The 11,316-nt window shown below is 70.9% G+C and carries 8 protein-coding genes and 1 riboswitch; of the genes, 7 read left to right on the top strand and 1 reads right to left on the bottom strand.

Annotated features, from left to right (window positions below; all coding sequences use genetic code 11):
* Positions 1 to 228: 228 nt before the first annotated feature.
* Together ACLQ2T_RS04320 and ACLQ2T_RS04315 are read left to right on the top strand one after the other, a co-directional pair.
* Positions 229 to 3,093 carry an alpha/beta fold hydrolase gene (locus tag ACLQ2T_RS04320; protein WP_425764659.1) on the top strand — a complete coding sequence of 955 codons (2,865 nt, stop codon included), beginning with the start codon at positions 229 to 231 and terminating at the stop codon, positions 3,091 to 3,093.
* On the top strand, positions 3,093 to 4,016 hold the full coding sequence (locus tag ACLQ2T_RS04315; RefSeq protein WP_425764658.1) for an ABC transporter permease: 924 nt from the start codon (positions 3,093 to 3,095) through the stop codon (positions 4,014 to 4,016). The genes ACLQ2T_RS04320 and ACLQ2T_RS04315 overlap by 1 nt, the downstream gene beginning before the upstream one ends.
* 31 nt (positions 4,017 to 4,047) lie before the next feature.
* On the opposite strand, the gene ACLQ2T_RS04310 is transcribed toward ACLQ2T_RS04315, so the two are convergent.
* On the bottom strand, positions 4,048 to 4,803 hold the full coding sequence (locus ACLQ2T_RS04310) for a DUF4232 domain-containing protein (RefSeq protein WP_425764657.1): 756 nt from the start codon (positions 4,801 to 4,803) through the stop codon (positions 4,048 to 4,050).
* Between the two features lie 264 nt (positions 4,804 to 5,067).
* On the opposite strand from ACLQ2T_RS04310, the gene ACLQ2T_RS04305 reads away from it, so the two are divergent.
* The 5 genes from ACLQ2T_RS04305 to paaN all read left to right on the top strand — a co-directional run bounded on the left by ACLQ2T_RS04305 (position 5,068) and on the right by paaN (position 11,241).
* On the top strand, positions 5,068 to 5,517 hold the full coding sequence (locus ACLQ2T_RS04305) for a DoxX family protein (protein WP_425764656.1): 450 nt from the start codon (positions 5,068 to 5,070) through the stop codon (positions 5,515 to 5,517).
* A 180-nt stretch (positions 5,518 to 5,697) separates the two neighbouring features.
* A riboswitch (SAM riboswitch) is annotated at positions 5,698 to 5,833 on the top strand.
* Positions 5,834 to 5,842: 9 nt separating this feature from the next.
* Positions 5,843 to 7,129, top strand: coding sequence for a threonine synthase (gene thrC / locus ACLQ2T_RS04300; RefSeq protein WP_425764655.1), 1,287 nt, complete (start codon positions 5,843 to 5,845; stop codon positions 7,127 to 7,129).
* Positions 7,130 to 7,431: 302 nt separating this feature from the next.
* Positions 7,432 to 8,454, top strand: a complete 1,023-nt coding sequence (locus ACLQ2T_RS04295; RefSeq protein WP_425764653.1) for a GNAT family N-acetyltransferase — start codon at positions 7,432 to 7,434, stop codon at positions 8,452 to 8,454.
* 43 nt (positions 8,455 to 8,497) lie between these two features.
* Positions 8,498 to 9,514: a GNAT family N-acetyltransferase gene (locus tag ACLQ2T_RS04290; RefSeq protein ID WP_425764652.1), complete on the top strand. Its 1,017-nt coding sequence runs from the start codon at positions 8,498 to 8,500 to the stop codon at positions 9,512 to 9,514.
* 53 nt (positions 9,515 to 9,567) lie between these two features.
* Positions 9,568 to 11,241: a phenylacetic acid degradation protein PaaN gene (paaN, locus tag ACLQ2T_RS04285; RefSeq protein ID WP_425764651.1), complete on the top strand. Its 1,674-nt coding sequence runs from the start codon at positions 9,568 to 9,570 to the stop codon at positions 11,239 to 11,241.
* Positions 11,242 to 11,316: the final 75 nt, after the last annotated feature.

Below are 11,316 nucleotides of genomic sequence, written 5' to 3'. Positions count from 1 at the left end.
TCAGGCTCGCCCAATCGATCACCGTGGGTACTGCTTTCCCGGTGGATAAGACGTACTTCGATCGGGATTCCGCTAAAAGGTAGGAATTTCCACAATGGGAATTCATCCCAAAGGTTGGCCCGATGGACAGTGTGCGGTCGACCCCTCTCGGGTGACGTTCGGCCGAACAGAACGGACGTACGGCGGAACTCAGCTAATACACAGGTTCCGCGCCGTACCGTGTGGCGAATGAAACCGCCGATCTCGGCCACGCGGTTGCGTCGTGCCCTGCCCTCCGGCCGGCGAGCCGTCGCGGCGTCGATGGCCGTGGTCCTGCTGGCCGCCCTCGTGGTCTGGGCCGCCTGGCCGGATCGCCCGGGATTCCGCACCGAGCCCGCGATGCTCACGGTCGCCTCCGGACCGAGCGGCGACGAGCCGGTCGACCTGGACACCACCCTGTACATGCCGAAGGACGCCGACGCGGACCGGAAGGTGCCCGCGGTGCTGCTGGCCCACGGCTTCGGCGGCACCAAGAACTCCGTGCGTACCGACGCCGAGGAGTTGGCCGACCGGGGCTACGCGGTGCTGACCTGGACCGCCCGGGGCTTCGGCCGCAGCGGGGGCCAGATCCATCTGGCCAACCCCGACTACGAGGTACGCGACGCCCAGCGCCTGCTGGACTGGCTGGCCGCGCGGCCGGAGATCCGTACCGACGGCGACAACGACCCCCGGGTGGGGGTGGTCGGCGGCTCCTACGGCGGCGGCCTGGCACTGCTGCTGGCCGCCCAGGATCCGCGGGTGGACGCGATCGTCCCGATGATCACCTGGAACGACCTGTCCCGGTCCTTCCTGCCGGAGAGCACCGATGGGGAACCGACCCGGGGGGTGTTCAAGTCCGGCTGGGCCGGCATCTTCTTCGGCGGCGGCGGGAACGTGGGCTCCGGTCCGGCGGGGATCTCCGGCAACACCGCGGAGGCCCCCGAGGGGGCACCGTCGCCCGGCCCGCCCAGCCCGGCACCCGGGCAGGGCCCCGGCACCGCACCGGGCGCACCGACCACCGGCACCATCCCCGACCCGGCCTGTGGCCGCTTCGCCCCCGAGGTGTGCGCCGCGTACCTGAGCATCGCGGTCACCGGCCGGGCCGACCAGGCCGCGGTCGACCTGTTGCGCCGCTCCAGCCCGGCCGGGGTACTGGACCGGATCAAGGCCCCGACCCTGCTGGTGCAGGGCGCGGCGGACACCCTCTTCCCGCTCGGTGAGGCCGACGCCAACGCCCGGGGCATCGCCGCCAACGGCACCCCGGTGCGGGTCGCCTGGTTCACCGGCGGCCACGACGGCGGGGCCGGCCCGCGTACCGACTCCGACCGGGTGAAGTTCCTGACCGCCCAGTGGCTCGACCACTACGTCGCGGGTACGGCCGCCACCCCGGGCGACAGCTTCACCTTCTCCCGGATCGCCGGCTTCGACGCGCTGGACCGGGGACTGGTGGCCACCGGCTACCGCACCACCGACTACCCGGGGCTGAACGGACAGTCCCGGCAGGAGGTGGCGCTGGCCGGGCCGCCCCAGGCGGTCGCCAACCCGCCGGCCGGCAACCCGGCGGCGATCTCCTCGGTGCCCTTCGCCGGATCGTTGAGTTCGCTGCTCAGTGGGGTGGCCGCCGACATACCGGGGCAGCACGCCCGGTTCGACTCCGCGCCCCTGACCGAGGCCGTCGACGTGGTCGGGTCACCCACCGTGCAGATCCGCGCCGCGTCGCCCACCGGCGAGGCCGTGCTCTTCGCCAAGCTCTACGACGTCAACCCGGAGGGGGCGGCCACCCTGCCCAGTGGGCTGATCGCCCCGATCCGGTTGACCGGGCTGCCGACCCAGGTCGCCGAGGCCGCACCGGTGACGGTCACCCTGCCGGCGATCGTGCACCGGGTGGAGGCCGGGCACCGTCTCCGGCTGGTCCTGGCCACCTCGGACCAGGCGTACACCACCCCGGTCGAGCCGACCGTCTACCAGGTGGCGGCCACCGGCCCGGTGAGCCTGCCCACGGTCGACGCCGAACCGATCCCGACCGAGGCGGTGCTCTGGCGCTGGATCCTGGTCGGGCTGCTCGCCGCGATCGTGCTGGGGCTCGTCGTGCTCGTGCTGCTGCTGCGCCTGCGGCACCGCCGCCAGGACACCTCCGTGCACCCGGAGTACGCGAACACCCCGCTGGCCGTGCGCCATCTGCGCAAGGAGTACGCCGACGGCTTCGTCGCCGTCTCCGAGGTGGACTTCGAGGTGCACCCCGGTCAGGTGGTCGGCCTGCTGGGGCCCAACGGTGCCGGCAAGACCACCACCCTGCGGGTGTTGATGGGACTGACCCAGCCGACCGCCGGAGAGATCTACGTCTTCGGGCACCGGCTGGTCCCCGGCTCGCCGGTGCTGTCGCGCATCGGCGCCCTGGTGGAGGGGCCGGGCTTCCTGCCCCACCTGTCCGGCCTGGAGAACTTGAAGGCGTACTGGCGGGCGACCGGGCGGCCGGAGGCCGACGCCCACTTCGACCAGGCGCTGGAGATCGCCGGGCTGGGCTCCTCGGTGCACCGCAAGGTACGCAAGTACAGCCACGGTATGCGCCAGCGGCTGGCCATCGCCCAAGCCATGCTGGGCCTGCCGGAGTTGCTGGTGCTGGACGAGCCCACCGACGGGCTGGACCCGCCCCAGATCGCCGAGATGCGCCGGGTGCTCCAGCGCTACGCCACGGACGGGCGGGCGGTGCTGGTCTCCAGTCACCTGCTCGCCGAGGTGGAGCAGACCTGCACCCACGCCGTGGTGGTCAACAAGGGCCGGATCGTGGCCTCCGGGCCGGTCGAGGAGATCGTCGGTGACTCGCCCAGCGTGCTGTTCGAGGTGAGCGATCCGGCGGCGGCCCGGGAGGTGCTGGCCGATCTCGGCGGGGTACGGGTGCTCGACGACGCCGACGGGCAGTTGGTGGTCGACACGTTCGGCACCGCCCGCAGCGAGGTGGTGGCCGAGTTGGTCCGGGCCGGGATCGGAGTGGACCGGGTGGTGCCCAGGCGCCGCCTGGAGGACGCCTTCCTCGCTCTGGTGGGGGAGAACTCTCGGGGAAGCGGGGACCGGTGATGGCGGGATCGACTGTCGAACCCACGCACGGCGGGGGCGAGCCCACACCGGCCGCCGGCCGGAGGGTGGCCCCCTCGGGGGCCGGGGCCGGTTACCGGCCCTCGCGGACCCTGCCGTTCTCGGCGGAGTTCCGGCGGCAGGCGTCGCGGCGGCGTACCCAGTTGGCCCTCGGCTTCATGGTGCTGCTGCCGCTGATCATCCTGATCGCCTTCCAGTTCGACACCGGAGACGACGACAACGGTCGGGGCGAGTTCGGCAGCCTGGTCTCCTTCGCCACCTCCGGCGGGCTGAACTTCACCCTGTTCACCATCTTCGTGTCCGCCTCCTTCCTGCTGGTCGTGGTGGTGGCGCTGTTCTGCGGTGACACGGTGGCCAGCGAGGCGAGCTGGGGCAGCCTGCGCTACCTGCTGGCGATACCGGTACCCCGGGCCCGGCTGCTGACGATCAAGCTGCTGGTCGCGTTGACCTACTCGGGGTTGGCGTTGGTACTGCTGGCCGGTACGGCTCTGCTCATCGGCACCCTCCGGTACGGGTGGTCCCCGCTGCGCAGTACGGTCGCCGCCCAGTTGGAGCCCGGCGAGGGGCTACTGCGGCTGCTGGCCGTCCTCGGCTACCTGGCGGTGGTCCTGCTGGTCGTCGCCGGCCTGGCGTTCCTGTTGTCGGTGATCACCGACGCCGCGCTGGGTGCGGTGGGCGGCGCGGTGCTGCTGTGGATCCTGTCCAGCATCCTGGATCAGATCACCGCCCTCGGGGCGATCCGCTCCTTCCTGCCCACCCACTACAGCACCGCCTGGCTGGGGCTGCTGTCCACGCCGGTGCAGACCGACGACATCGTCCGTGGTGCCGTCTCCGCGATCTGCTACGCCACCGCCTTCTGGGGGCTGGCCTTCTGGCGCTTCACCCGCAAGGACGTCGTCTCGTAGCGACGCGGCCGGCTCCGCGCCCGATAGCGGGTCAGTGCAGCGGCACCGCGGTCGGGGTGATCGGCAGGGGACTCGCCGTCGTGGTGGGGACTGCGGACTGGGATGTGGTCAGGGGGCGCTTCTTCCAGGCGCTCACGCCGACGCGGTTGGTGTTGCCGAGGTCGATCGGCCCCTCGATGGCGACCTCCCGCGTCGGCTGCCCCTCCGCCGGGGCTACCTCCAGCCGCTCCGCGTTGGTGGCGACCACGGTCGGGTCGTCGACCAGGTTGCGCCAGAGCACCGTCGCGTCCGCGGCTTCTCCGGGTGCCAGCGTCAGTGGCCGGGGCGGGAAGTCGAAGCCGGAAGTGATCTCTCTGGCCCCGGGGATCACCCGGACCCTGATCAGATTTCCGTCGTGGTCCAGTAGCCGCAGTTCCGGGTAGCCGTGCAGCCGGTACGGCCGGCTGCCACAGTTGACCAGTTCCAGGCCCATCGCCCGCAGGCCCATCGCCGCACTCACCCCGAGGTAGCTGATCCGGACGCCGTCGGCGGGACAGGGGCCCGGCGAGTGGGCTCCGGCGCTCGGCTCGGTACGCGTCGGCGGGGCGTCGGGGGTGGTGACCGGGGCCGATGGTGGGGCGTCGGTCGTGGCTTGCGCCCCGACGCCACCGGAGCCGGGGGCCGGGGCGCACCCCGCGAGCAGGACGAGCGTGGCGAGCGCCCCAGCAGCACGACGCCAGGGCAGCGCCCGCCGTCCGCCCGTGTGTCGGATGGTCGTCCCTGGAGATGTCCCCCGTATCCCGCACATCGGGACATCGTTGCACCGAGAGATGTCGGGCGTGGTCCCGACCTCCCGACGTCGCCATCGCGAAGCACACCGCGCCCGGTAAGGGGATTCCCGTCGAGGCGTTCTTCCGTCAATGGCGAAGACGCTGAGCGATGAGGCAGCGGCCGAAAGTTTCGGTCGCTAGGATGGCCTGGGAGCGTTCCCACAGTCAGAGATTGCATCGACAACTATTTATGGGTTCCGCATTCTGGATGCCTTCACCCGATCTACAACGGAGGTATCGGAATGCGTATCGACCGGTTCGGCGGCCCGGCACTGTCCCTGTTCCGCATGGTTGTCGGCCTGCTGTTTCTCTGTCACGGCCTGGCCTCGTTGTTCGGTGTCTTCGGCGGCAGCCGGGGCACCGGTGAACCTGTGCCGCTGGGCCAGTGGCCCGGCTGGTGGGCCGCCCTGATCCAGGCGCTCTGCGGTGCTCTGGTGCTGCTCGGCCTCTTCACTCGCCCGGCCGCGCTGCTGGCGTCGGGCTCGATGGCGTACGCGTACTTCGTCGTCCACCAGCCCGAGGCGCTGCTGCCGCTGCGCAACCACGGCGAGTTGTCAGTGCTGTTCTGCTGGTCGTTCCTGCTGGTCGCGGTGCTCGGCCCGGGCACCTGGGCCCTGGACAATCTGCTGCCCCAACGCGGCACCCGGGCGGTCGGCCTCGACACCGGTGAACGCAGCTCGGTGCCGGTCTGACCCTAGGCGCGACAGTCGCGATCATGCACAGACCTGGATCGGGCGGCATCAGACGGCGCTGATGTCGCCCGATCCAGGAACGGGTGTGACCTGCGGATCAGTCCGCGATGTCGCTCACAAGCTGGGATTGGCGAGCGACGGAGGCGGTGCTCCCGCCTAGAATCGGCAGCACAACTGCATACCTCATCCAGAGGGGCTGAGGGATACGGCCCGACGACGCCCCGGCAACCACCCCCCGCGCTCACCGTTGAGCGTCCGGCGGGGCAGGTGCCAATTCCGTCCCCGCCGCAGGGTGCGATGCGGGGAAAGATGAGAGGACTTCGACATGACGTCGACGCTCGCCCCCTCCGGCCTAGACACTGCCACCAGCCCGGCCCGGGCCCTGGTCTGCCGCGCCTGTTCGGCCCGGTACCCTCTCGCCGCCCAGCACGCCTGTTACGAGTGTTTCGGCCCGTTGGAGGTCGACTACGACCCGGCGGCCCTGGCCGCGGTCACCCGCGAGCAGATCGAGGCCGGTCCGCGCAACATCTGGCGGTACGCCGCCCTGCTCCCCGCCGGCCAGGACCCCGCCACCCGAGTGACCCTGGACCCCGGGTTCACCCCCCTGGTGGCCGCCGATCAGCTCGCCGCCGAGCTGGGGATCACCGCCCCGCTGTGGGTCAAGGACGACAGCGCCAACCCCACCCACTCCTTCAAGGACCGGGTGGTGTCGGTGGCGCTGACCGCCGCCCGGGCGCTCGGCTTCTCCCGCTTCGCCTGTGCCTCCACCGGAAACCTGGCCAACTCGGTGGCCGCGCACGCGGCCCGGGTCGGGGTTCCCTCGGTGGTCTTCATCCCCAGCGACCTGGAGCAGGGCAAGGTCGTGACCACGGCCGTCTACGGCGGCGACCTGGTCGCCATCGATGGGTCGTACGACGATGTCAACCGCCTCTGCGGTGAGCTGGTGGAGACCGACGAGTTCGAGGACACCGCCTTCGTCAACGTCAATGTCCGGCCGTACTACGCGGAGGGCTCCAAGACCCTCGGCTACGAGGTGGCCGAACAACTCGGCTGGCGGATTCCCGCTCAGGTGGTCATCCCGATGGCCTCCGGTGAACTGCTCACCAAGATTGACAAGGCCTTCACCGAACTGGTCGAGATCGGGCTGGTCGAGGCGCCCGCCGATGGCTGGAAGGTGTTCGGCGCCCAGTCGGCCGGGTGCAACCCGATCGCCACCGCCCTGCACGCCGACAGCGATGTCATCACCCCGGTCAAGCCGACCGGCATCGCCAAGTCCCTGAACATCGGCGACCCGGCCGCCGGCCTGTACGCCCTGGAGGCGGTCCGCCGTACCGGTGGCTGGATGGAGTACGCCGACGACGAGGAGATCCGCGCCGGAGTGCGGCTGTTGGCGCGTACCACCGGGGTTTTCGCGGAGACGGCCGGCGGGGTGACGGTCGCGGTCCTGCGCAAGCTGGTCGAGTCCGGCCGGCTGGACCCGGCCGCCGAGACGGTGGTGTTCAACACCGGGGAGGGGCTGAAGACCCTCGACGCGGTGGCCGGCGAGGCGGGTCCGACCCATCGGATCAAGCCCTCCCTGCGGGCCGCCCGCGACGCCGGCCTGCTCGGCTGAGCGGAGCCGCAATGATCAGGGGATATGGCACTGCCGTCAGGAAATGATCAAGCGGCATAGCCGAAGATCGAATTGGAATCGCGTTTCTTCTGGAATGCGGAAAACACCCTGCCGAGGACTTGACGGCGGGAACCCGGCGGCGGAAGATGCTCCGTGCGGGAGGGCGTTTCGCCGTAGACTTTTAGTCTGTACGACCCAACGCCGGAGGCGTTGTGCGATCGACCCTCCCGACCAAGCTTTCGAACGGGCCAGCGAGAAAAATTCGCTGGCCCGTTTCTCTTGCTTTCACGCAGGCTGCCGACATGACCCTCGCCATCGCGCCCTTCGGTGCCGACGACACCCCGGCCACCGAGCAGGCGTACGCGATCGACGCCGCCGCCTCGGCGGTCGACCTGCCCGACCTGCCCTGCTGCCGGCAACGGTTCTTCGCCATGATCCGACATCCGATGCCGGGCAACCGGTCGGTGCACCTGCTGGCCCACCTCGACGGTGCACCCGCCGGCTATCTGCTGCTGGACCTGCCGCAGTTGGACAACACCGAGAACGCCTCCGCCGACCTGGTCGTGCACCCGGCGTACCGCCGTCGGGGGGTGGGTCGCGCGCTGCTGGACCGGGGCCTCGATCTGCTCCGTGAGCGGGGCCGGGTGCGGGTGAGCACGATGAGCCCGGCGCACCTGCCCGGCCGGCCGGAGCATCCCGCGCCCGCGACGGCCTTCGCGGCCACCGTCGGGGCGACGGACGCCCTGGTCGACATCCGGCGGCGACTGGAGGTGCACCAACTCGACCAGCAACGGCTCGACTCGCTGCTGGCCGAGGCCCGGACCCGGGCGGCCGGGTACGAACTGGTGTTCTGGCAGGGGGATACGCCGGAGAAGTATCTGGCCGAGGTGGCGTACCTGGACGGTCGGCTGTTGGCTGACGCGCCGATGGGCGACCTCGCCTGGGAGCCGGAGCGGGTCGACGCCGAGCGGGTGCGCGCCACCGACCGGGCGATTGCGCTGCGCGGTCGACGGCGCTACCACGCCGGTGTCCGCCATCGCGCGACCGGGCGGCTGATCGCCTGGACCCTGCTGGAGGTGACTGCCTCCGCGCCCTGGCACGCCTTCCAGCAGATCACCATCGTGGATCCCGATCATCGCGGGCACCGGCTGGGACTGCTCACCAAGATCGAGAACTTGCGGCACCTGCTCGCCCACGAACCGGACCTTCGGGTCATCGACACCTTCAACGCGGACAGCAACGAGCACATGATCGCGATCAACGAGCAACTCGGCTTCCTGGTGCGCGACAGGTGGAGCAACTGGCAGCTGTCGGTGTGCGGGTGAAAAACAGTGGCGGGGCCGGGCGGTGGCGGGCAGGCTCGCGGCCATGGACATCGCCGTGACCCCGTTCGACCCCTCCGACGATGCGGCGCTTGACGACGCGTACCGGATCCGTGCGGCGGCCCAGGCGGTCGACACACCGGATGTCCCGGCCGGTGACCGGGTCGAGTTCGGCCTGGTGGCGGCCCATCCGCCGTACGGCAGCCTGATTTATCGGGCGCTGGCCCGGCGGGGCGGGGTGGCCGTCGGGTATCTGTGGCTACGCCTGCCGCAGTTGGACAACACCGGCAACGTCCTCGTCGAGCTTTTCGTCGATCCCGCCCACCGGCGGCGCGGGGTGGGCCGGGCCCTGCTCGCCCACACCCGGGAGGTGGCCGTCCAGCACGGCCGCAAACGCCTGATCGCAGAGGTCGACGGGGTGCGGCCGGGAGAGGACCGGCAGCCGCCCGGTGCGGCCTTCGCGGTGGCGGTCGGTGCCCAGGCCGCCCTGCCGATGGTGCGTCGCCGGCTGGACACCACCCGACTCGACGAGGCGGCGCTGGCCGCCCTGCACGAGCAGGCCCGGTCCCGGGCCGCCGGTTACCGCACGGTGGCGTGGCGTGGCCTGGCCCCGGAGGAGTACCTGGCCGATGTGGCCCGACTGGAGGCCCGGCTGCTCGTCGATGCTCCCACCGGCGACCTCACCATGGAGGCGGAGCGGGTGGACGCCGAGCGGATCCGACAGATCGAGCGGTTCCAGGCGCTGCGCGGTCGGCGGCGCTACCACCTGGGGGCGGTGCACGAGCAGACCGGGCGGCTGGTCGCCTGGACGATGATCCAGACCGGCCCGTTCACGAACTGGCACGCCTCGCAGGAGATCACCATCGTCGACCCGGCGCACCGTGGGCGCCGCCTGGGTCTGCTGGTGAAGATCGAGAACCTGCGTCAGATGCTGGCCGGGGAGCCGGAGCTACGGGTGATCGACACCTGGAACGCGGCGGTCAACGACCACATGGTCAGCATCAACGAACAGCTCGGCTACCGGGTGGCCGAGAGCGCTGCGGACTGGCAGTTGACCCTCTGAGTTTGTGACAGCCCTCTACTGATCGCGGGGCTTCCTGTTGCATGATGGCGGGCATGACGGACACCCCGCACCCCCACTACGACAGGCACGCCGAAACCCTCAACCGCGCGCTGACCGCGATCACCGAGCGGGGGTACTGGTCCGCCTACCCGGAATCCCCCAGCCCTCGGGTGTACGGCGAGACCGCGGCGGCCGACGGCAAGGCCGCCTTCGAGGCGTACCTGGGCGGGAACTTCCCGCTGGACCAGCCCACCGACGGGCAGTGGATCGCCACCGAGACCAGCCCCTTCGGGGTCGAGCTGAACGTGGCCTACCCGCACGCCACCGCCGACCAGTTGGTCGCCGCCGCCTCGGCCGCGCTGCCCGCCTGGCGCGACGCCGGACCGCAGACCCGGGCCGGGGTCTGCCTGGAGATCCTCGCCCGGCTGCACCAGAACGTCTTCGAGCTGGCCAACTCGGTGCAGTTCACCAGCGGCCAGGCCTTCGTGATGGCCTTCCAGGCCGGTGGGGCGCACGCCCTCGACCGGGCCCTGGAGGCGATCGCCTACTCCTACGCCGAGATGACCCGGCACCCGGGCACGGCCGGCTGGGAGAAGGCCGCCGGCAAGGGCGACCCCCTGCGGATGACCAAGACCTTCCACGTGGTGCCCCGGGGCGTCGGCCTGGTCATCGGCTGCAACACCTTCCCGACCTGGAACTCCTACCCGGGTCTGTTCGCCTCCCTGGCCACCGGCAACCCGGTGATCGTCAAGCCGCACCCGCGCGCCGTGCTGCCGCTGGCCATCACCGTCCGGTACGCCCGTGAGGTGCTCGCCGAGGCCGGCTTCGACCCGAACCTCGTACTGCTGGCCCCCGAGGCCGCCGACGAGAAGCTGGCCACCACCCTGGCCCTGCACCCGGCCGTGAAGATCGTCGACTTCACCGGCTCCACCGAGTACGGCGACTGGCTCGAAGCCAACGCCCGGCAGGCCGCCGTCTACACCGAGAAGGCCGGCCTGAACACGGTCGTCATCGACTCCACTGACGACTTCGCCGGCCTGTGCCGCAACCTCGGCTTCACCCTGGTCCTCTACAGCGGCCAGATGTGCACCACCTCGCAGAACATCCTCATCCCCCGGGACGGCATCGAGACCGACCAGGGGCACAAGAGCTTCGACGAGGTGGCCGCCGGCATCGCCGCCGCTGTCGGAAAGTTGACCGCCGACCCCGCCCGGGGCGTCGAGCTGACCGGTGCGATCGTCAACGACGGAGTGCTGGAGCGGCTGGACGAGGTAGCCAAGGTCGGCGAGGCGGTGCTGGAGTCGCGTACCGTCGAGCACCCCGCCTACCCCGGCGCGGTCGTGCGTACGCCGACGATCGTCAAGCTGGACGCCGGTGACACCGCGACCTACTCGCGGGAGTGGTTCGGGCCGATCTCCTTCGCCATCGCCACCGACTCCACCGCCCACAGCCTGGAGATCCTGCGCTCGACCGTGGGGGAGAAGGGCGCCCTGACGGCGGCGGTGTACTCCACCGACGAGACCGTGCTGGCCGCTGCCGAGAACGTCGCGATCGAGGTCGGGGTGCACCTGTCGGCCAACCTCACCGGCGGGGTATTCGTCAACCAGTCGGCGGCCTTCTCCGACTTCCACGGCAGCGGGGCGAACGCGGCGGCCAATGCGGCGTTGACCGATGGGGCTTACGTGGCGAACCGGTTCCGGATTGTGCAGAGTCGTCGGCACGTTTAGTGGTTGCGGTGGGGGGTTCCGGGGCAGCCCGACCCGCTCCGGGCGGTCAGGCTTGATCCCTGCGCGGGTCGGGCT

The sequence above is a fragment of the Micromonospora sp. DT229 genome (genome assembly GCF_049844505.1).
In the GTDB taxonomy this organism is placed as follows: Bacteria; Actinomycetota; Actinomycetes; order Mycobacteriales; family Micromonosporaceae; genus Micromonospora.
The sequence above is the reverse complement of the archived record's forward strand: the minus strand, read 5'-3'. Positions and strand labels throughout refer to the sequence as shown.

Excerpts from the sequence above, each read along its gene's own strand:
- ACLQ2T_RS04310 (WP_425764657.1), bottom strand. The coding sequence starts at position 4,803 with ATGTGCGGGATACGGGGGACATCTCCAGGGACGACCATCCGACACACG.
- ACLQ2T_RS04315 (WP_425764658.1), top strand. The coding sequence starts at position 3,093 with ATGGCGGGATCGACTGTCGAACCCACGCACGGCGGGGGCGAGCCCACA.
- thrC (WP_425764655.1), top strand. The coding sequence starts at position 5,843 with ATGACGTCGACGCTCGCCCCCTCCGGCCTAGACACTGCCACCAGCCCG.
- ACLQ2T_RS04295 (WP_425764653.1), top strand. The coding sequence starts at position 7,432 with ATGACCCTCGCCATCGCGCCCTTCGGTGCCGACGACACCCCGGCCACC.
- ACLQ2T_RS04290 (WP_425764652.1), top strand. The coding sequence starts at position 8,498 with ATGGACATCGCCGTGACCCCGTTCGACCCCTCCGACGATGCGGCGCTT.
- ACLQ2T_RS04305 (WP_425764656.1), top strand. The coding sequence starts at position 5,068 with ATGCGTATCGACCGGTTCGGCGGCCCGGCACTGTCCCTGTTCCGCATG.
- ACLQ2T_RS04320 (WP_425764659.1), top strand. The coding sequence starts at position 229 with ATGAAACCGCCGATCTCGGCCACGCGGTTGCGTCGTGCCCTGCCCTCC.
- paaN (WP_425764651.1), top strand. The coding sequence starts at position 9,568 with ATGACGGACACCCCGCACCCCCACTACGACAGGCACGCCGAAACCCTC.